Genomic DNA, 22,011 nt, shown 5'->3' on the forward strand with positions numbered 1-22,011 from the left:
ACCGTCGCTCGCATATGGACCCCCGCGCTTAGGGCTTCGGGCTAAATTGCATCATTTTTGTGTTGGGCTTGACTAAAACGTTCATAGCAACGATCCTCAGAGGGCTTATTTCCACCATTCATCCCACTTTTCAGCACATTCAGCCGTTTCTCTTCTGAATAACGTCACTGGCGATCGTTAGAATTGGGAAAGCACGAAAAACAGCTAATAAGGTTTCCTGAGATCGTTAGAGCTTAGCCGCTCTACATTCTTGCATTTGCTATGTTTTGCAAACGGTCTCTAACTTGCTCCACACTTCGATAAGCCCCCGCGACCTTAACCAGCCTCCATTTATTTTCTTGCTTCAGATAGTGTAACGTAACCGCGCTCGGTAGCAAATATACCTGCTCATCCCCTATATCAAATCCTTCCAGCTGCATTCCTTCGTTTTCCGCATAATGTTGCCATCCTTCTAATGTCTCCAGTGCACCCGGTTTAGACGAGCCTGTCGTCGTTCCGCCTCCCTCTTTGGCCCAAATATCCACACTATCGAACAGAAGCAATCCATCTGTCTGAAATGTCATATTCACTGTATACCCCTCGTAATCAAAGCTAATGACTTCTAACTCCTCCTTCCTCACACTCCAGATCTCATCCGCCTGTGCCTTAGCCTGCTCCAGTGTGATCTGCACATCGGCAGATAAACACCGTTGGAACGTTCCCTGTACTACATACTGTTCCAGAGAGACTGCACCAACGAGTTGCTTTATACACTCATCGTTCATGTTTTGTCATTCATCCCCTTTCCTGTAGGCTCTGCTCAATATATTCATCAATGTGTCGCCAACCTTCGAAACATGACAGAATGAAATAAATGTACCCGGTTAAACGTGGCGTGTTTAAAGCACGCACTCCGTATGGAGTGCGACGACGACATTTCTGGCTGTGTTCCTGTGTAAGTACATTTCAATCCACGCACTCCATACGGAGTGCGACATAGATTAATATAGTTCCTTGGGGGTGGGGTGAGTATTTCAATCCACGCACTCCATACGGAGTGCGACCAGGCTTCCAGCCCTCTTCTACGGCGCGCCGGAGATTTCATCCACGCACTCCATACGGAGTGCGACGTACAATACCTTGCCGTCTGCGTCTCGGATCGTTTATTTCAATCCACGCACTCCATACGGAGTGCGACTACAAGTGTTCCTCACTCTTCATGTAGGTGACTCCATTTCAATCCACGCACTCCATACGGAGTGCGACTCGCCTTTTTCTTCAGATTCCTTGAGCCATTTAATTTCAATCCACGCACTCCATACGGAGTGCGACGGGCCGGATTGCCAGTTTGGCACCATTACCAGACAATTTCAATCCACGCACTCCATACGGAGTGCGACTATCCAGAACGGATTTTTCATACCAGATCAGCACAGCAATTTCAATCCACGCACTCCATACGGAGTGCGACCCCGGCCACGAGATGCAGACTCCAATAACCATTGAATTTCAATCCACGCACTCCATACGGAGTGCGACTTAATCATAACCGTGGCTGCTGGAACTTACACAATTTCAATCCACGCACTCCATACGGAGTGCGACTCCACAACGCCTGTGGTTTGATCTGCCGACAGCCGATTTCAATCCACGCACTCCATACGGAGTGCGACGATAGCAGCAGGCCGGATCACATCTGGCTATTACGAATTTCAATCCACGCACTCCATACGGAGTGCGACAGCGAAAAATAACGTAGATACTCCATCAATTGATAAACAACCTACGTATCTCCGCTTTAATTTATATTTACTTGTCTTCCAAATATCATTTTTTCTCAAATTCATTGCCAAAAGGTCACGAAAAAGTGTTTTTCAAGGTGCGAATGCCCCAGGAAAATCATGTGAGCTTGGCATTCGCACTTGCTAAAGGATCAGCGGATCACCCATATCATAGGTGTCCTTGGCTCCCACATGATCTACTTTGCTTTTGTAATTGTCACCAAGATTATAGAAACGCAAACTATCCGTGTCCTTGTCAATAAGTTCTTCCAGTTCAAACCTCAAACGCCTGAATTGTGTAGCGTCTAAAATACACTCAAACACTGAGTTCTGCACACGTTGACCGTGATCCACACATTTTTTCGCAACTCTGGACAGTCTTCTTCGACCTTCACGATCCATCGTGCTCACATCATAGGTAATCAATACAAGCATATTCCGCACCTACTTCCATAAAAATGGAGGGTACTCATCCAGATCACCACGAATATATCTTGCGAGCAACAAGGCTTGAGTATAGGGGACAAGTCCCCAAGGTATCTTTTCGTTCAGATAGGGATGAGTAATCTTTTCCTGTTTACGCTCCTGCCACGCTTTTAATACTTTCTTGCGAGTATCGTCATCCATAATGACAGCCATGTTCTCTTTGACGTAGAACCCCTTATCATTCACGATCTTTTTGTTAATTAACGAGAGGACAAAGCGATCCGCATACACACCCCGAAGCTCCTCCATCATATCTAACGCCAAGGAGGCCCTGCCCGGACGATCTCGATGCAAAAATCCAACATATGCATCCAGTCCAACAGATTCAAGTGCTGATTTCATATCATTGGCAAGCAACGTATATGCAAACGAGAGTAGGGCATTTACTTTATCCAAAGGAGGACGTCTGCTGCGCCCGTAAAAATAAAAGGATTCCTTTTGTTGAAGAATCAGATCATCGAATACAGAGTTATACTGCACAGCCGCCGAGCCCTCCAGCCCTCGCAGCACATCCAATTGCTCCACTTCACGGAGCAGCTTCATCGTTTCTCCAAGAGAACCGGCTACCTTCTTTATCCGCTCTGTGTCTATACGTAAGGCATGATCTCGCGTGGCCCGTTCCAGAATCCATTTGTTGTTATATAGCTTGCCTGTAATCATGTTTCGTGCGACCCGCGCACTTCGCGCCTCATCATCCGAGATACGATACTGCTCCTTGCGAAGAACCACGTTCCCCCGATCCTCCCCAATCACTCGAGCCAAAAACCGTCCGGTACGTGTCATAAAGGTGAGACTTACGTTACGAGTTGCGCATGCGCCCATCAAAGCCGGACTCACACCTGCATATCCAAACGCACATATAGCTTCCAGATTATGCAGCGGATAACGAGCTAATGTCTGCTCTTCCTGCTTCACGAGCACATTCTCTCCATCCAGCGAAAGGTATGTGTCCGGTAGTGTAACAAATAGAGTGTTTAGCAGCTTTTTCATTCGTTCAACCTGCTTTCGATGTAACTGGAGACGGATCGTTTATTTAAAATATCTGGCACACATATGTTGATCAATGAGCAACTTTGACAGTGTGGTCCAGCTTTAGCTTTTGGCGTATGGTTTCGTTCAAAATACTGTCTCATCTCCTGGATACTTGATCGCACTCGTTCCCGATCTGCTTGGGTAATGACGACTTCTACCCGATGTTTAATCTCATCGTAATAAAAATACGCTTTGTGTATCTCACATAAGAGCATCTCTTCGAGACACATCACTTGTGCAACCAATTGTGAATGATCCGAGTCATTCCGTTTAGGCTTACCACGTTTATATTCCACAGGGAAAGGAAGGTATGAACCTTCCTCCCCTGCCAGCGATATACCTTGCGGATCACGGATAAATTCTACCACATCACAGATGCCTGTAATTCCGAGTGTTCTAGATTGCACGGGCAATGCCCGTACCACCAGCTTATCCCCTCGTTTTTCACGAATTAAAGGTTCGTCTGCTTTACGATGCAAATGATCTCCTTCGATAGTACGCACGTTATCTTCCCACTGCTGTTCAATATGAATCAACGCCCACTGTCTCCGGCAAAAGTTAAAATGCTGAATGCCGGATAACAGCAGGTAATCCTCTTCGTTATAGTCCTTCATACTGCTGAACTTCCAAGCCTTCCAGCGGCACGATAGTGTACTCGTAATCATCATAAGATTTCGGTTCCAAGACATCCGGCTTCAATGCAATTTGCAGTGAACGGTGTACTTTGGCGGATGAATACTGCCCCAATTTGGAGTTATGTTCCCACCAATACAACTGATGAACCTCCATACTGCCATCAGGACGAGCAGACGATGTATCATTTTCAAATAATGTTCTTAGTGCCTCACGAATTTTCTCTGCATCCTCATATGTAAAACCTGTTTTCTCGGCAAGCTGCGTGTTGATACTTCCGTAAAATACATACACCCCAAAATCTACACGATGCTTCATTCCCATCGTATCCGATCCTTTTTTGTCCGGGTCTTTCGCCGTTGTTACCGAGTTCACACTTTTCGTAATCTGCATGCTCGTAATATCAATCCGATTCTTGCTGACAGCCGTATGGATGGAGACCGGGCCACGGATACCAACCGATACACTGTCTGTCCCACTAAAAGCAAATACTTGCCCGAAGCTGCGCACATCCATCCAGGACTGGCATGCGGCATCCGCATACAGTTCTTTATTCTGTTTTTTTCCTTTGGCATGTTCCTGCACAAGTTCATTGGCATCTACACGATCTTTAATGGAGCGATGAGCATCCGTGCGTTTCTCATCCGATTGCACCAAGATGGACTCTCCCATATCCAGCAAGCGGTTACGAATCTTGCGCTTAATACACACGTCTGAGATTTCGCCCAGACCATCGTAGTTCTGACGCGGACGATTTCCGTTTAGCGGATCACCATTCGGGTTTGCATTACGAACAGACAATACAACGGCAAAATCAATTTTGCGATCTAGTGTACTCATTTAGTTATCCCCTTGTTCATTAGATTGGTTTTCTTCGTGATCTTCGGGTGTGGTTGTGAGTGAGTCTTTATCCTTTTTACTCGTATACAGGTCGTTTCTCTGGCTGGAATATCCGAGCAGATACAGACCAGACAAAGGCCTGTCATTGAAATCTTCAATTTTGAATTTATCACTGATTTCCTGTATAAGTCTGTTATAATTAGAAGCCTTCCCGCCCATTCGAGTCAGATGTGGATGCAGACTTTCATAGATGATTTTCCATGTTCGCTCCGGACGCTGTGAAAATATATTCATATATCGGATAGCATTCGTCGCTCTCCTGTTAGTCCCTTCAGATCGCACTTTCTCACGATCTAATTCACGTTCTTCGAGAACATCAGCCACGGCAAGTAATCTTCCAAATAAATAGTTACGATCTGCCGTCTCAGTATTAAGCGTCATTTCAAATCCCTCACTCTCGTGATGTTTTCTTACCAATGCACATGTAATACCTAACGTTTCTTCCCATCCGCCATCTTCTATACCTACTGGATTAGATGCGCGATGGATAGCACTACGAACAATATCCAATGGAATAGGTTGTTGATCAATGATGCATGGAAGCATTCGCTCCATTAATCCTTTTACAATCTTGTCACTGGCACGTTGACCGTAGGCGGCAAAAGCAATCTCCTTGGGAGTAGGTGTACCAATAGAACGAACTTTTTTCCCATCTTTACTTTTCCAATTTCGATATAACCAATAACAACTTTCATGCCAAACTGCAATTCGATCCAGATACTCATTCTGATCGACTCTCTGATAATACATAATCGACATTCTTCCAGGTGTAGCAGCATCAACAATCATAATGGTTACTTTATGCTTGGACTGGTACTCCCCATCATAACGAAAGCCATATAGTGCCTTTCTCACCTGTAAAGCATATTCTTTATGGGTTGTGTCACCGTCTATAATCCCTTCATCGTCTTCATCTTCCCAGAGATTAAAGTTGTCTTTTTGCGGTTCCGGCATATTCAGACTCGTACTGCCCCACACCAGAAAAACTTTGCCATCAATTGTCGTTCCTTGTTTATCTATCAGCCACTTGAGCGCGTTGTGCCCTTTCTGTGAGACATCATAACTGACGGCGGCGGCTTCACGGCTGGTACGGAATCGTCCTCGAAAAGTAAAGCCACTGGAGTCATTGGCCGATATTAGCTTGGATTTATCCCCGGAGTGACGTATGCGCGATGCATGTTTATCCGCCACAGGCAAGTAATTTCCCGTGACAAAACAAATATCTTTATCTTGCAAGCTCATCTCATAAAACTGGATAAACGACTGCTGCACGGATGCATCCCGCCACAATCTTGATTCGGGCTGCCCTGGAATATTCACACGAAATCGGACAAATGCCCCACTTTGATCCGAAGCAATAACATTGAAAATCTTAGGTTTTTCACTCTCCTGATCTTCTGCACCCGCCACCCACTTATCTAGCAACTTTCCACGGTTATCCGTGTGCAGCACACCCCGATCTACTAAATCAGCGATCAACGTACCTTTGCTCACATAATCCAACACACTCTGTACCTTGGCATGACTAAAAGGTGACTCGCACCAAGCTTTAAGCTGAGCTACATAATCCTGATGGGGAGTTCCTTTCACCTCACCGCAGTAGGAAGTGTAATCACCGGCAACGTACATTAATTTGTCAAAAAGCGGATACGGCACTGGCGCACTCGTGCGACTTGCAGCAGCTTCAGTACACGGAATAATAGTGCTACCATCGTTTTTATCTACAACCCTCGCGTTTACAATCTCACCTGATGCATTCAAATGCACCTCAATATGCGCTGTCTGCGTGGTATGGGAGATTGGAATCAAGGCGTACTCTTTACCATTCTTCTTCGTTTCAAACTGTCCGACAACCTTGGCATGGTCATCATAGGTTTTGCTTAAATTCGCAAGCCAGTTCATTCACTCACCTCTGTTCCAAACCATTCGGAATGAAGCTCATCCACCGACTCCATATTCGAGGTGTCGAACACTTTCGCTGAACCTTCCCCAGCTTTGCGAACCAACGTACATTGATCTGGACGATCAAATCGGATAATGCCATTTTTCATTTTTGCTTTCCACAGGCGTACTTCACGCTCATTGCGCCCTGTCTCGTCAGGGTAGCTAATTCCGTGCAGCATCGTGCCAAAATCAAGCTCCCCGATACCATCATAAAAGCCTTCACCTTCACCAAATGTACAAGCCTCTACATAACCCTGACATTCACGCGTGCCTAGAAAAATATCTCTTCTTCCTCCGACCTGAACGGCTCGTTTGGCTATGTTGTGATGTTTATGTTCGTTCTGATCATGAATTAAATCCTCACGATGAGCATTAAATTCAAAATGAGCCCTCACCTGATAACGAACATCTCTTAGATACGTATAATACGCCAGCGTGTTCCCCCCACTGTATTCAATGGGACGCATGCCTTTCGATTCGGTTTGAATAGGATTCATGATGCGTACTTCGTCCACAATCCAGATCAGCGTTGGTTTCCAATATACAGATTCCACGATGCCTTTGAGCGCCTGATAGGTAGGAATTTGATATGAAAACTTCTCTCCCCCAAGCTTTGTCAGCGGATCGGTGAACAACGCATATCTTCCTGAAACCTCAAATTCAATCTGATTTCTCAATGTTGGTTCACTCCTTTCTGTATCATGTAGCAGGGAGAACATGTGACATGAATCTCCCTGCTACTGAAGCATCTTTTCGTGTTAAAGCATGGCCATATCCCAAGTCCCCTCGCCCTTAGGCTCCACTCCAAAATGTTCGGAGTACGCCGGTTCGCGCAAAGCGAGGACATGACCGTGCAACAGATGTATGACATCACCATTTTTCTCTAATTGCCGTAGTTCCTGATCATAGATGTTCACCGTGTATTGTTGAGCTTCACGCAAAAGTTCCCCTAATTCATTAGGCTCCAATTCACCATTCAGATCCAGAATTAGCTTCTTCCCTTTGTCACTATAAGGCACAATTACCGCTGTAGCATTGTTAGAAATGGCCTCAAAATACTTCTCCGCTGTAGCGATGGCATAATGATTCAGTACCTCTGGCGGCTTGGCGTGTTTATGTTTATAAGCATCGACGTAATAACGGTTACGATCCATCAGATCAAACAAATTTTTCTGTTCAAGCTTCTTGATCGGGTAATGCATCTTGTCTTCAATCTCATAAAAATAATATTCAAAATAACGAGCAATCGCCGCTGAAGATAACAGATCATTGCCAAGGGACGCCGGATTGTCCCTATACTCCTGGAGGACTCGCTCTGTTTTGTCTGCACCGATTTTGATCTCTGGTAGACGGGTTAACACTTCATCCGCCGCTCGAACGATATATACATTGCGTATCGCATCTCTGCCATGACGGTTGCATCGTCCAGCCGCTTGTGCAATCGAATCCAGTCCAGCCAATGATCGTACAACGCATTCGAAGCTGATATTAACGCCCGCTTCAATCAGCTGTGTACTTACACAGATGATCCGCTCTCCTTTTGCCAATCGTTGAATCAGACCCTCTTGTTCCTCATTGCCCGAAAAAACAGCTTTCCGATGTGCCGGACACATATTTGTGCTCAGGTGTACAACTTGTACTCCCTCTTCTTGAAGCCACTCTGCTTCATTTAATGCTTCAAATAGCTTTCGAACAGCCATTTTGGTATTCAAAATAACCAGCACACTGTTCACTTCCCGCATTTGATCCTGCACAAAAGAAGAAAGTTCCTCAGCACCCCAGCCAGATGGCGCTTGTTGTGTAAGATCATGTAATTCAACGCGTTTGAAACTGCGTCCCACGTGGTCCAAATCTTGAATAATCTCGGGTTCGTCCGAGAAATGAAGCTTGTGTTTGACAAAATCAAGTCCAGGCTGCGTCGCGGTACACAGCAGTAAGCTAGAACGCCCGATCACATGCAAAAAATTGAGCGCTGCATTGAAAAGCGAGATACAATGCACCGGAACCGATTGCACTTCATCAAACACAATAACCGCATTAGATAACTGATGCAGCCTTCTGACATTACGAGTCCCACTGGCATAGAACGTATTAAGAAACTGAACCATCGTTGTAAAAATAATTGGGCGATCCCAATGATCACGGGCCAGCTTGAGGTTTTTGGCACGAACTTCATAGGCTTCGCCGTCATCATCCTCCTGACGGTCTTCAAACTTATCATCAATAACGTTCGAATGATGCTCCAGAATCATGTCATCATTTTGCAAAATGCTCCGGATCTCATCCGCGTTCTGTTCTATGATGGTGGTATAGGGAACGATGTAGATAATGCGCTGTTTGTTGTGCTGAATGGCATGTTTCAGTGCATAGCGCATACTTGCGAGCGTTTTGCCACCACCTGTGGGTATGGAAAGGGTGTATACCCCCGACGGACGAAGTGCAAATTCATCACATTGGCGAGACATCTCTCTCCGCAATAGATTGATGGGGGTATTGGCATAGTTTCCTTGTTCAAGCGTAGTCAAGTGCTGAGACAGTAGGCTGTAGCTTTTTTCAAAAAATGATCGGTAGTCTATGGATTGAATTGGGGTCTCATTTTCCTCAAAACATCTTGTGTTGGTTCGGTCTGCATCAATCAGGCAACTAAACATGTATTTCATAAGTAATGATCCCGTAATGGGTGGTAGCTTGTGATCCTTAATGATCTTTATGTAGTGTTGAAGTTCTGCTGTGGCTAGTTCGAATAGTGAATCCAGTTGCTCGGGAGGGATGTGCTTGTAAAACTCTTCTTTGGCCTGTTCGTATTGTTGCAATTCTTTCGTAACGACACGTTCTATATAAGGAGAAGTTTGATCAGGAGAGATGTAATCTCTCAAGCCTTGATGATGTGAGATGATGCAATTGGCAATCCATTCAGCTGTGACTTTAGCTTGCGGTATGGCATGGATCGTATGGTAACGCTCATGAATCAGCTTGCCGCCGGCAGTGGAATGATCTACCGACCCTTTTCGTGGAGGTTTGTCGGGATTAGCTACAGCTTCTTGAATATAATCTCGAAATAACTCAGTGAATTTGCCCATATCATGCAACAAACCTGTAATACCAGCCAAATTTTTGATTCCGATCTTCTCTCCAGCCTGTTCTGCCCCATGCTGCACCTCAATTAAGTGCTCTGGTACTGTTTGAATCTCGTTATCCTTTTGACGGATATGCGCAATGTAGGTCATGTATGCTCACCACCATGATTTATCAAGACTTTACTACCCATTGCATAGGCTAAAAGACTTGTACTTTAAATTTCGACAACGACTTATATTTCCCTTCTAAAAATCTCTTTTTTATAGAATATTATGTAATTTGTTGTTAGGTTCAGTCGGTTTTAAGTAGTTTATGCCTTTATTAGATGACAAAAGACATATCTCTTTTAATGAGATATGTCTTTTCAGGTTACATTTGATTTCACGCACTCGTGTAGAGTGCGACACACGGGATCGGATCTATACCGTACCGTTAACTTTAATTTCAATCCACGCACTCGTGTAGAGTGCGACCCGAATTCGTCAGCACCTATTGATAGTTTGAGTAATTTCAATCCACGCACTCGTGTAGAGTGCGACGAACAAAACGCCCTATATGCACAAGGTCGGACAGTATTTCAATCCACGCACTCGTGTAGAGTGCGACAACCATCGTAAATACAAATAAAATTAAAAGTAAAATTTCAATCCACGCACTCGTGTAGAGTGCGACCTTGGAAAGAAAAGATATCTCTGCACTTATGGTAATTTCAATCCACGCACTCGTGTAGAGTGCGACATGGTAGATCCAAAAGGCTCCGGTGGGGGCGGTGGATTTCAATCCACGCACTCGTGTAGAGTGCGACTTTTTGCGCCGACTGCGTGTCATACGAGGGGGAATAATTTCAATCCACGCACTCGTGTAGAGTGCGACACGGAAACACAGCGAGTTATACAAGGAGGTAGATCATTTCAATCCACGCACTCGTGTAGAGTGCGACAGGAGGGATATACAGATGGACTACAACAAATTAACTATTTCAATCCACGCACTCGTGTAGAGTGCGACCTCGACCACAAGCTTGGACAGGTCAGTGATCATGTCATTTCAATCCACGCACTCGTGTAGAGTGCGACTTTCCAACTTGGATAACTGGATGCGAGTTTTTTATTTCAATCCACGCACTCGTGTAGAGTGCGACCTCGAAGGGATTTATCGTGATGACGGTAGAGGGGATATTTCAATCCACGCACTCGTGTAGAGTGCGACCCAGCTCCCTTGGCGATCCGCGCCATTTCCTTCAATTTCAATCCACGCACTCGTGTAGAGTGCGACAGCGGAAAAATTCGCTCTAGCTGGGCGGCGAAAAAATTTCAATCCACGCACTCGTGTAGAGTGCGACGTTATTGTCTGCGGAGGGGTCGGTTGCTAAACGTATTTCAATCCACGCACTCGTGTAGAGTGCGACGCGACGATAAACGGGATTTGACAAAGCTAGAAAAGGAATTTCAATCCACGCACTCGTGTAGAGTGCGACAGCGAAAAATAACGTATAAACATTTTCATAATCAAAAATATTCCGTAATTCCGCACTTTCTAACCAAGATTTCACACTCATTTTATACAAAACAATCAATGAATTCAACATACATGTTACCAAAAGGGAATAAAAAGAGCGATTTCTGGTGCGAATCCCCCAGGAAAATCATGTGAGCTTGGCATTCGCACTCATCTTATTTGAACCCATTTGGAAAAAAAACTAAACTCTTATTGAAAACGATCCAATTTCAAGCATATCTACCCGTTCTGGAGTCCATAATAGTACATCTGTAAGAAATGTAAGAGCATTCATTCCAGACAAGCGATCAACGATCCTTTGAACTATCTCTGTCGTATCCCCTCTTGTTTGCTCAACCAGCATAATCCCTCCTCCATCTCCGTTTATGTATAAATTATCTATATGTTCCACTTTGCACACATGACGAAGCCATAGTACCCCAGAACTCTCTTCAAGAAAAATAAAATAACATTCATTTATAACATAACCTTGGTACAGACAAAAATCATTTTACCGTCGTCTAATGGAGCATGTATTAATGAAGCAAGTTTCAACTTTCCTGATATCTTCATTGCGTATCTCCTTCACAAGTTCTACACACAAAAAAAGAAGAAAATGTAATGACTACGTGGAAGCAAATAAACTTTACTCCATGTTGTATTGCTATAGAGAATTCCTTTTGTTAGGATTACAGTAAAACAATTAGTACATGTCACAATGTCAACATATTGACTTATTTTATATTCACATCATATTAGTTTCTTGAATACATGTCAACATGTTGTGCAGAAAATTTTTACTGGAGGAAATTCCATGAATGAACTACTTATCCGCTGCCGTCTCGGCGATATCATGAAGGAACGTGGATTACAAAATAAAGACGTGGTCGAATTAACAGGTGTAAGTCGCAATACGATTACTTCTTTGGCAGGTAATGCTACTAAGCGTATTGATTATGATACTCTTGGTGCACTTTGTAGAGGGTTGAAGGTTACACCGGGGGAGCTATTGGAATATATCCCTGCTAATTCAAAAAGCAACTAATTACGGGCTCTTTACATATTTCCATTCATTCAGGAGTTCTTGTACATCTTCTCGAAGGAATGTAGTCAACTTTTACGAGAAGCCTTTTCACTTTATAAGAATAAATATATGTATGTGGGGGTTGTATGTGGCAAGGATGTTTAATAAAATAAAAATAAGAGAAAATAAGAGTAGCCACGCCAATGGCTACTCCTGCACAGCTTATGTGATGTGATCACCTCTGAGTAGTGCTCATCCAAAGTGAAGTGACCCCACCTCTGGCGGTCAACCTGTGGCGGGTCACTTCTTCTTACGATCAATGTATGTCAGCAACGCGATTACAAACATTGCTATAAGCATCACTTGTTCGAAAGTAAAGTTCATGTGCACCTCCTTTCAGGAGATGACCATTTCCCACCACAAATTGGCTGTACATTATAAATTATACCAGTGTATAGATACTCAGACGAGTATCTTTTTTTATTTTTTAAGCTACTAACCTTACTTTCCTTCCAAGTAAGCAACCACACCAGTATTTCAATCAGTCCATTTGAAGTGGAGACGACAAAAACTCAAAATCAAGGGCCGTATGATGGCCGATTTTCAATCCACGTACTCCATACGGAGTGCGACAGATGATAACAGAATGGAAAGAAAATGCCGGCATGATTTCAATCCACGCACTCCATACGGAGTGCGACGACTGATGCAGGCGAGGCGCGCCCTTTACGCTATATTTCAATCCACGCACTCCATACGGAGTGCGACTGCCATAAGATGGACGGTATCGCGTTTCTGTTGGTCATTTCAATCCACGCACTCCATACGGAGTGCGACAAAATTTTCTGTTCCTCCATACACATTGTGACCAAATTTCAATCCACGCACTCCATACGGAGTGCGACCCAGATATGTGATTATTTCAATCGCGTCCAAGATTTCAATCCACGCACTCCATACGGAGTGCGACGACACTACACCTTCAGGACGAGGCTTCTGGTTTGTAGATTTCAATCCACGCACTCCATACGGAGTGCGACTTCGTATGTAATTTAAATAGTGAACCAGTAGCCACAGTTAATTTCAATCCACGCACTCCATACGGAGTGCGACAAGGCTGCTAACCCTTCGATCCCTGCCGAACCAGATTTCAATCCACGCACTCCATACGGAGTGCGACCAACCTCGGCCGCGTAATGGTATTATAGGAAAAACATTTCAATCCACGCACTCCATACGGAGTGCGACCCAATATGGGCGGTGCAAGGGACTACTTTGACACCATTTCAATCCACGCACTCCATACGGAGTGCGACAACAACGTTTCCAACTTGAGAGCCATCATCAGATTATTTCAATCCACGCACTCCATACGGAGTGCGACTTCATGACAAGGCTATGGAGCTTGTGGACATTGAGATTTCAATCCACGCACTCCATACGGAGTGCGACTGGTCTCCCCTACTATGGAGGTGCAATATGAAACGATTTCAATCCACGCACTCCATACGGAGTGCGACCATATTCAGCCTTCACAGCTAAATAGCTCACCGTGATTTCAATCCACGCACTCCATACGGAGTGCGACCGGATCAGCTCCTGCAGCTGCGCCAGCAACCAGGTAATTTCAATCCACGCACTCCATACGGAGTGCGACCCCTGTATCGGTTGATATAGTTATATGGTTCCGCTATATTTCAATCCACGCACTCCATACGGAGTGCGACTTTACAGCCTACGCTGGACGAAATCCGTGATAATACATTTCAATCCACGCACTCCATACGGAGTGCGACTCATGACGATCTACAGATCACGAATGATGAGCTATTTCAATCCACGCACTCCATACGGAGTGCGACTTTGGCGATTGCGGAACATCAAAAGCGACTGGCAATTTCAATCCACGCACTCCATACGGAGTGCGACGTGAGTGGCGTGATAAAAACGGTGCAACCAAGCTATTTCAATCCACGCACTCCATACGGAGTGCGACCAGCAAGTAATCAAAGAGAGGAACGATAAACATGATTTCAATCCACGCACTCCATACGGAGTGCGACAGCGAAAACTAACGTATAAACATTTTTCCAAATGAAAAAATATCGTATTTTCGCAATTTGTACTCAATATATCCCCTAATTTTATACAAAGAAATTAAATTATTCAACAACATTGCTGCCAAAAGGGAATAAAAAGAGCGATTTCTGGTGCGAATCCCCCAGGAAAATTATGTGAGCTTGGGGTTCGCACCACAGACAGGCTTGAGCCTCACATCCCTAACGATCCCCAGCGACGCTATTTGGGCCATTTTGAGCATTCCCAGATTCTAACGATCCCTACACACCTTATTGACTTGGAATGACGTGTTTTTCGCCAAATTTTGGAGGTTTGAAGTGGAATAGGGCCGCTGGAGATCGTTAGATTTCCGAGCATCACTTAGCGTGCGAAATAAGGCCCTGTGTGATCGTTAGCGCATTTGTTTCCCCATCCAATCGGTAGCACACTCCCGCTTTCCTCTTACCGTTCAATCCAAATTCATTCGAGGTGCGACTTCATTTCTATACGAACTGTGCGATGCACTCTAGAGACTCAATCCTCGTACTTAATCTCCGCCTTCCGTCATTTTAATTCCTTCTAAGGCTCAGCTCATCACTATGACATACCTCACATCCAACATTTCCCTCAAGTGCTACATTAAATAACGACCAAGTGACCAGAATAGTAAAGTGGTCACAAGCAAATCCAGCCTCATCGCTGTATTTACATTGTTTTACGAATCCTTCATCTGTAGCGCCATCGCTTCAACGTGTCACCCGCTCCACCCATTAACCATGTCACACCCCAAGGAGGTGCATATGCCGTGAAAACGATAGATCGAAGGCAACAGGTGATGGACTCTGCCGAGAAATCCTTTGCCCTGTTTGGCTACAAAGCCACAACGATGGAGCAAGTGGCGAGACTGGCCAATGTGGGCAAAGGAACGATCTATACCTTTTTCGAGAATAAAGAAGAATTGTTCGATGAGATCCTGCGCTCGATTATTGCCGATATGAAACAGATCACGGAGCAGACGGTGAATGAAGAAAACTCTTTTTTGGATAACGTACATCAGAGTATGGACTCTTTACTGGAATATCGGGAGGAGCATGAGCTGCTGATCAAGCTGTTTCAGGAGGTGAATGAATTCGGTACGCCGCAAGCGAAGGAGGGTCTGCAAAAGGTCGAAAAAGCCATCCTCGAATACCTCGAGCGTCAGGTCAGTCGTGCCATGGAATTACAGCAGATTCGCAAGGATGATCCCAAGCTGGTTTCGTTTGTACTGCTGAAGCTGTATGTCATGTTAACGTCGGATTGGAACAAAACGCATCCTTCGATGCACAAGGACCAGATTAAAGCGTTTGTCGGTGTCTTTCTACAGAAGGGATTATCTCCTGCCTAGAGAAGCGCCACCACTGCACGTATACCATACTAGAGATAGAACCATAGGATTAGCGTAAGATAGGGAGAGAACAACATGAAATCATTTCGCGTGTTTGGGCAGGATCTGAGGTCCGCCTTCAGCAAACCAAAAGTGTTTATTCCAATTCTCGTTGTGCTGTTCATTCCCGTATTGTATAGCGGGCTGTTCCTGAACGCCTTCTGGGACCCGTATGGCAAAATGAATGAGTTACCTGTGGCCGTGGTGAACACGGACCGGGGTGCAGTTTACAATGACCAATCACTTGAGGTCGGTCAGAATCTGGTCGATGAGTTGAAAAAAAGTGATGATTTTAACTGGCAGTTCGTCAGCCGCGAACAGGCAGAGCAAGGCATGAAGGACAACAAATATTACATGACGATTGTCATTCCAGAGGACTTTTCCGCCAAAGCCACCACACTGATGGATGAGCATCCTCAGCCCGCAGAGCTGATCTACGAGCCCAACGAAGGCTATAACTTCCTGGCGGGTCAGATTGGCGGTACGGCAGTCAAACAGATTCGAACCAAAGTCTCTGCCAAAGTCACTGAATCGTATACGGAGTCGTTGCTGGATAAGGTAGAAGACGTTTCGGACGGTTTAGCAACTGCCGGAGATGGCGCAGGGAAGATACACGACGGCGCAAGCAAGCTGGATGAAGGGGCGGCTACGTTAAAAGAAAACCTGGCGAAACTGGCGGACGGTGCAGACAAGCTGCAAAGCGGCACAGTTACGTTAAAAGAAGGCTCAGCCTCCCTTGCCAAGGGCACAGGTGATCTTCACACAGGCGCGAGCACACTATCCAGTGGACTCGCTCAACTAGCCGCCGCCGGCACCAAGCTGGGTGACGGTGCGGCCCAGGCGGCAGCCGGCGGCAAGCAGCTGCATGCCGGCGTGCAAGCGGCGCAAGAGGGCGCGTCCAAGCTGGACGCCGGACTCGCCGCTACCGAGCAAGGCAGTGCGAAGCTGACTGCCGGACTGCAGGCCTCTGTTGAGGGCAGCGGCAAAGTCAGCGAAGGCGCCAAAGCAGTCGCCCAAGGTCTGGCACAGTTAGCCAAATCCAGCCCTGAGATGGCGGCCAGCCCCGCTGTTCAGCAGCTGCTTGCAGCCAGTCAGGCTGTAGCCGCTGGCAGTGAGCAGGTCTATCAAGGCGGGCAGCAGCTCGTTGCCGGAAGTCAGCAGCTGCAAGCCGCACAGCAGCAGCTCCATCAAGGCAGCAGCCAGCTAGTGCAAGGGCAGCAGCAGCTGGTAGAGGGCGCCGCTCAGTTATCTGGCGGGCAAGAGAAACTCACCGCTGGACTGAAACAATTCAACGCCAAATTACATGAAGCGGCTACAGGCGGGGCCAAACTCGCAGCAGGTTCAGAGCAGCTGAATGCTGGCGCAGGTAAGCTTTTGACTGGAGTAAGTAAGCTTGAAGGCGGAGTCTCCACTCTATCAGACGGATCTCAGAAGCTGGCGGACGGTGCGGGCAAGCTGAAAGAGGGCACGGTCAAATTAACCGACGGCTCCGGGGAACTCGCTACCAAATTAAATGATGCTGCCGAGCAAACCAGCAGTGTGCACAAAACCGATGAACTCGTCCAGATGTATGCTGAACCCGTGAAGGTCGATGAACACAAGCTGAATCAGGTCCCGAATTACGGCACAGGCTTTTCCCCTTACTTCCTGTCACTGGGTCTGTTTGTTGGTGCACTGATTGCCACGCTGGTTGTACCGACACGGGGGAGTAGTGTGAGCGAAGCTACAGGCTGGAATCGTTTTGTGAGCAAAACCCTTGCCTTCACGATCATGAGCGCGGTGCAATCCCTTCTCGCCTCTGGGCTCGTTTTATACGGCCTTGGCCTGAAGGTACAGAGTGTCCCATTATTTCTGTTATTCAGCTTTGTAACAAGTCTGACCTTCATGTACATTATTCAGGCACTCGTTACCTGGCTGGAAAATCCGGGGCGTTTCATTGCCATCCTGCTGTTGATCTTCCAACTCACCACCAGCGCAGGAACGTTCCCACTGGAACTTATTCCGAACTGGCTAAAAGTGTTCAACCCATGGTTGCCAATGACGTACTCCGTAACCGGATATAAAGCTGTTATTTCCAGCGGACAATTTGACGTTGCCTGGGATCAGATTGGAGTGCTATGCCTCTATGCCGTCCTTGGCCTGGCGGGTACATTAACGTATTTCCTCAAGCATCGGACTGCCGAGGAGAACAGTCTGAATCATGAGGCTGTACTGCAAGCCTAATATTCCAATTTTGCCATAGACAATACCCTTTCGAAGAAAAAAGAATGTAAAAGGCATATTCCCCCATCCTGACCTGCTACCTTCAGCAAGTCCTGATGCGAAGAATATGCCTTTTGCATATCCGTTGATTAGGCGTTTCTTGAAACCTACTGAAGTGCATCTTTATCGCCTTATCGCCCCCTGCTGCGTCAGTTTCCCTTGACGTGCCCCCGGCACACCTGCTGAAAACTTTCTGGCCTGGAACGAAAATTCATCACAATCTGCTTTCTTCTCATGCCTTCTATCTTAGTATGTAGAATACACAGTAGTGCTATAAAGTAACACGATAAGCACAATCAAAATAATAATCGCGTAGAGCGCTGTGCCAATAATACCACAGACAAGTCCTGCAACAGCCAACCCTTTCCCCTGCTCCATACGCATGCGAATTTCTTTAAGGGATATGGATGCAAAAATAATAGCCGCAATCCCAATCAGAAAACCAATGTATGGAATAACAACCGACAATATTCCCAGCACCAGTGACACGATTGACTTCGAGTTTGTTTTTGGAGGTGCTGCATAAGGCGGTGGCGCAAAGCTGTTATCGTAATAACGATCAGCATTATTGTAATCTTGTTGATTCATGGTAAATCCTCCCTGTTATTGTTGTATTCTCACATTATAAACGATAAGCAGAAATATGTATTTCCATTTTATGGTTTCCAGCAAAAAATATGATACTTCCGATGCTACTTTAACCAAAAGCCCCTTTCAATCTGCGCACCCAGCACCAAAAAACACGTAAACAAGGCATATTATGTGCATTCGTTACGTGTTTTCCTTCAGCTCTTTTATATTAAGTTACAACGATTGCCTTACCACTCACAGCTCTTAATCCTACGCTTACTTTCACTCTCACTCACTCTTCCCATTACCGGTCCATGTCCACCCGTTGTAGAAAGGTTTGCGTACGTGCGAGTTTCGGAGCGCCGAAGATCTGTTCCGGTGGTCCTTCCTCAGCGATTTCTCCATTGTCCATAAAAAAGACACGATCGGCAACATCTCGAGCAAAGCTCATCTCATGCGTCACAATCATCATTGTCATGTTCTCCTGTGCCAGCTGCTTGATGACACGCAGCACTTCACCGGTCAATTCCGGGTCAAGAGCCGAGGTTGGCTCATCAAAGAGCAGGATGTCGGGCTGCATCATCAAGGCGCGAGCAATAGCCACTCGTTGCTTCTGCCCACCCGACAGGTTAGCCGGATACGCATCGGCCTTGTCCGATAGTCCAACCTTCGCAAGCAGCTCCATGCTGCGAGTGCGAATGGCTCTGGCACTTTCTTTTTTCAACGTCTTGGGTGCAAGCTCCAGGTTCGCCAGTACAGTCAGATGCGGGAACAAGTTAAAATGCTGAAACACCATACCCATTCGATCCGTAATTTTCCGAATCTCAGCAGCACCCGCATACCGTCCATCGTCCACCAGCGACTGATTCTGGATACGAATTGTCCCCCCCGTGATATCCTCCAAGTGGATCAGGCTGCGAAGCATTGTGCTTTTGCCCGAACCTGAAGGTCCGATCACCGCAATTACTTCACCTGGAGCCACGTCAAAAGAAACCTGTTTAAGTACATCAAGTGTGCCAAATGATTTTTTTAACTGTTTTACTTCTATACTATATGTCATATGCAGACAGTCCTTTGATTAATCAGATTGGATTCATTCATGGGAGAAGCGTTTCTCCAGAGCCTTGAATAGCAAGGTAAGCACCAGAGTCATAAGCAGATACATGATGGCCGCCACGAAAAATGGAATTAACTGCAGATCCCGATTCACTGCGGCTTGCGCATAATACAGCAGCTCAGGCACAGCTACCGCGTAAAGCAATGCCGTATCTTTCACCAGTGTGATCGCTTCGTTCGCTGTTGCTGGCAGTACGACACGAATCATCTGCGGAATAATGACTTTGACCATCGTCTGCCACTTCGTTAATCCAAGCACCTTCGCAGCTTCATGCTGACCTTTGTCAATCGACAACAATCCACCTCGGAAAATCTCGGCAAAATAGGCTGCATAGTTCAGCACAAAAGCAATTCCCGCTGCCACAACTCGATCAAACACCAGATATTCTCCGATGACCGGAAGGAGCGGCAGTCCAAAGCAAAAAAACAAAATTTGCAGCAGCAGCGGTGTTCCGCGCATCACATAAACATACATATGTGCAATCCAGCCCAAAGGCTTGAACCGGCTTCTCATCGCTAACGTGACAAGGAAGCCCAGCGGTACCGACAGTATAATGGCAACCAGAAACATCAAAATCGTGGTCTGGGCACCCTCAAGCATCGGTTTTAAAATGGTCAATATATAGTCCCAACTCATATGAAGTCTCCTCTAATCTGTTAACCCCGCACTCCTTGGAAGCATAACGCTTCAGCATGGAATACGGGGTCAGTGTTTTCGTGAGCACATCTCCGCATAAGAGAAACGCTCACATCGTTATTTTCAGGTCAATTGACCCGTCTAATCGGTTAACCTACTTCAGTACCTTGTCCTCACCAAGCCACTTCTTGGAGATTTCAGCAGCTTTGCCGTCTGTATTCAGCTCATCCAGCGCCTTTTGCAACTGATTCAGCAGCTCTTCATTGCCTTTTTTGATGCCAATGCCGTACTGCTCCGGCGCAAGTGACTCATCCAGCAGCTTGAAGGTGCCTTCTTCTTTCGACATGTAATATCTTGCAACCACTTCGTCGATGATCACGGCATCCAGACGTTTTGTCTTCAGGTCTGTCAGAGCAAGCACGTTATCCTTGAACTCAGAGGCTTTGACCTTGTCCTTCAGAGGACTTGCCGCCAGCGCATCTGCGGCTGAGGACAGTGCCTGTAAGCCTACATTTTTGCCATCCAGTTCATCCAGCTTCGTAATCGGGGAATCCGCGAGTGTAATTGCAACCTGGCTGTTCTCCAGATAAGGCTTGGTGAAAAGCACCTTCTCCTTGCGCTCATCCGTAATGGTATATCCATTCCAGATCATATCAATCCGGCCGCTGTTCAGCTCCGACTCCTTGGAAGACCAGTCGATCGGCTGGAAGGTTACCTTTTTGCCCATTTTCTCCGCAGCTGCGCGAGCGTAATCAATATCAAACCCTACAATTTCATTCTGCTCATCCCGGAATCCCATGGGCGCAAACTTGTCATCAATACCAACAATAATCGTGTTATCGTCCTTGCTTGCGGAGCTGGAACAACCCGCCATAATGATCATACATATGCTGATAAATAATAATAAAATCGCTTTTTTCTTCATCTCTCGTACCCCTCCATGTCTATAAACAAGCCCAAACGCTTTAGTTCGTTACCACGTTATCAGAGACTTATAATAACATAGCATGAGAGAAGAGTCGAGCATCTTGCCCATTTTTCAGCAATGTATACCTAATATTTGTAAACGATTTGTGAAAATGCAGCCTGCACCTGCACCGGTTCCACCAGCTTCTGGCGAACAACCGAATCCCATTGCTCCGGCTTTTGCAAAGCTTTAAGCTCCATTCCAGCCCACTGCTGAGCCCGCTTACGGTCAAGTACAATCCGTGTATCCTTGAATTGATAGGCGACCTGCTCCAGATTATCAATCAGGACGAAATTCGCAACCGCGTTATACACAAGTACCCGTTCAAGCTCCACTGCGTTCATCTCATCCGTGTTCATGCTGTAATTAATCTGAGCTGTGAACGTCTCCGGGAACAGCTGATAACCATCTAATTGCTCATGCAGCGGGAGATTCTGGTTCAAGTGGCTGAGATTTGAGAAATTGCCCATGTAGGCATTCTGATATTTAGTCACGGCAGTAAAATCATGCGTCAGTGGATGCTTCTGCTGCTCTTCATACCTGCTCTGATCTGCTGCAAGCCTCGGATTAACAAAACCCTCCACCACAACCAGACTGATTAATCCTATCACCAAAAGGCAAACA

16 protein-coding genes and 3 CRISPR repeat arrays are annotated in these 22,011 nt (G+C 46.0%); of the genes, 3 read left to right on the plus strand and 13 right to left on the minus strand.

Annotation, left to right across the window (positions count from 1 at the left end; genetic code table 11):
* Positions 1-242: 242 nt before the first annotated feature.
* The 8 genes from DFQ00_RS19870 to cas3 form a co-directional block, all read right to left on the minus strand.
* Positions 243-764: a hypothetical protein gene (locus tag DFQ00_RS19870; RefSeq protein WP_110898232.1), complete on the minus strand. Its 522-nt coding sequence runs from the start codon at positions 762-764 to the stop codon at positions 243-245.
* A gap of 178 nt (positions 765-942) precedes the next feature.
* A CRISPR array of direct repeats spans positions 943-1,721; the repeat unit is 33 nt; unit sequence ATTTCAATCCACGCACTCCATACGGAGTGCGAC.
* Between the two features lie 183 nt (positions 1,722-1,904).
* Positions 1,905-2,195 carry a CRISPR-associated endonuclease Cas2 gene (gene cas2, locus DFQ00_RS19875; RefSeq protein WP_110898233.1) on the minus strand — a complete coding sequence of 97 codons (291 nt, stop codon included), beginning with the start codon at positions 2,193-2,195 and terminating at the stop codon, positions 1,905-1,907.
* A 9-nt stretch (positions 2,196-2,204) separates the two neighbouring features.
* A complete protein-coding gene (cas1c, locus tag DFQ00_RS19880) occupies positions 2,205-3,236 on the minus strand; it encodes a type I-C CRISPR-associated endonuclease Cas1c (RefSeq protein WP_110898234.1) in 1,032 nt (343 codons plus the stop codon).
* Positions 3,233-3,892 (minus strand): CRISPR-associated protein Cas4, encoded by a 660-nt coding sequence (gene cas4 / locus DFQ00_RS19885; RefSeq protein ID WP_110898235.1) that lies wholly within the window; start codon positions 3,890-3,892, stop codon positions 3,233-3,235. Before cas4 ends, cas1c begins: the two co-directional genes overlap by 4 nt.
* Positions 3,879-4,751, minus strand: coding sequence for a type I-C CRISPR-associated protein Cas7/Csd2 (gene cas7c / locus DFQ00_RS19890; protein WP_110898236.1), 873 nt, complete (start codon positions 4,749-4,751; stop codon positions 3,879-3,881). The genes cas4 and cas7c overlap by 14 nt, the downstream gene beginning before the upstream one ends.
* Complete coding sequence (cas8c, locus tag DFQ00_RS19895) at positions 4,752-6,713, minus strand: type I-C CRISPR-associated protein Cas8c/Csd1 (RefSeq protein WP_110898237.1); 1,962 nt, start codon at positions 6,711-6,713, stop codon at positions 4,752-4,754.
* The gene (cas5c, locus tag DFQ00_RS19900; RefSeq protein WP_110898328.1) at positions 6,710-7,432 is read right to left on the minus strand and encodes a type I-C CRISPR-associated protein Cas5c; all 723 of its coding nucleotides are present in this window, start codon (positions 7,430-7,432) and stop codon (positions 6,710-6,712) included. The genes cas8c and cas5c overlap by 4 nt, the downstream gene beginning before the upstream one ends.
* A gap of 81 nt (positions 7,433-7,513) precedes the next feature.
* Entirely contained in the window at positions 7,514-9,982 is a 2,469-nt protein-coding gene (cas3, locus tag DFQ00_RS19905; protein WP_110898238.1) for a CRISPR-associated helicase Cas3', read from the minus strand.
* A 224-nt stretch (positions 9,983-10,206) separates the two neighbouring features.
* A CRISPR array of direct repeats spans positions 10,207-11,310; the repeat unit is 32 nt; unit sequence ATTTCAATCCACGCACTCGTGTAGAGTGCGAC.
* 834 nt (positions 11,311-12,144) lie between these two features.
* Here cas3 and DFQ00_RS19910 point away from each other — a divergent pair.
* The 3 genes from DFQ00_RS19910 to DFQ00_RS19920 all read left to right on the plus strand — a co-directional run bounded on the left by DFQ00_RS19910 (position 12,145) and on the right by DFQ00_RS19920 (position 18,058).
* Positions 12,145-12,375 carry a helix-turn-helix domain-containing protein gene (locus DFQ00_RS19910; protein ID WP_110898239.1) on the plus strand — a complete coding sequence of 77 codons (231 nt, stop codon included), beginning with the start codon at positions 12,145-12,147 and terminating at the stop codon, positions 12,373-12,375.
* A gap of 579 nt (positions 12,376-12,954) precedes the next feature.
* A CRISPR array of direct repeats spans positions 12,955-14,417; the repeat unit is 33 nt; unit sequence ATTTCAATCCACGCACTCCATACGGAGTGCGAC.
* Positions 14,418-15,217: 800 nt separating this feature from the next.
* On the plus strand, positions 15,218-15,796 hold the full coding sequence (locus tag DFQ00_RS19915) for a TetR/AcrR family transcriptional regulator (protein ID WP_110898240.1): 579 nt from the start codon (positions 15,218-15,220) through the stop codon (positions 15,794-15,796).
* Positions 15,797-15,871: 75 nt separating this feature from the next.
* On the plus strand, positions 15,872-18,058 hold the full coding sequence (locus tag DFQ00_RS19920) for a YhgE/Pip domain-containing protein (RefSeq protein ID WP_110898241.1): 2,187 nt from the start codon (positions 15,872-15,874) through the stop codon (positions 18,056-18,058).
* Between the two features lie 285 nt (positions 18,059-18,343).
* Here the strand turns inward: DFQ00_RS19920 and DFQ00_RS19925 are convergent, their stop codons facing one another.
* From DFQ00_RS19925 to DFQ00_RS19945, 5 genes are all read right to left on the minus strand, one after another.
* Entirely contained in the window at positions 18,344-18,685 is a 342-nt protein-coding gene (locus tag DFQ00_RS19925) for a DUF4190 domain-containing protein (protein ID WP_110898242.1), read from the minus strand.
* Between the two features lie 286 nt (positions 18,686-18,971).
* Positions 18,972-19,727 carry an amino acid ABC transporter ATP-binding protein gene (locus DFQ00_RS19930; protein ID WP_110898243.1) on the minus strand — a complete coding sequence of 252 codons (756 nt, stop codon included), beginning with the start codon at positions 19,725-19,727 and terminating at the stop codon, positions 18,972-18,974.
* 33 nt (positions 19,728-19,760) lie between these two features.
* Positions 19,761-20,420 (minus strand): amino acid ABC transporter permease, encoded by a 660-nt coding sequence (locus DFQ00_RS19935; RefSeq protein WP_110898244.1) that lies wholly within the window; start codon positions 20,418-20,420, stop codon positions 19,761-19,763.
* Between the two features lie 154 nt (positions 20,421-20,574).
* A complete protein-coding gene (locus tag DFQ00_RS19940; RefSeq protein ID WP_110898245.1) occupies positions 20,575-21,345 on the minus strand; it encodes an amino acid ABC transporter substrate-binding protein in 771 nt (256 codons plus the stop codon).
* A 128-nt stretch (positions 21,346-21,473) separates the two neighbouring features.
* The gene (locus tag DFQ00_RS19945) at positions 21,474-21,998 is read right to left on the minus strand and encodes a DUF4825 domain-containing protein (RefSeq protein WP_208643805.1); all 525 of its coding nucleotides are present in this window, start codon (positions 21,996-21,998) and stop codon (positions 21,474-21,476) included.
* Between the last annotated feature and the right edge of the window lie 13 nt (positions 21,999-22,011).

Origin of the sequence: Paenibacillus barcinonensis (genome assembly GCF_003217495.1) — a bacterium.
Classification (GTDB): domain Bacteria; phylum Bacillota; class Bacilli; order Paenibacillales; family Paenibacillaceae; genus Paenibacillus; species Paenibacillus barcinonensis.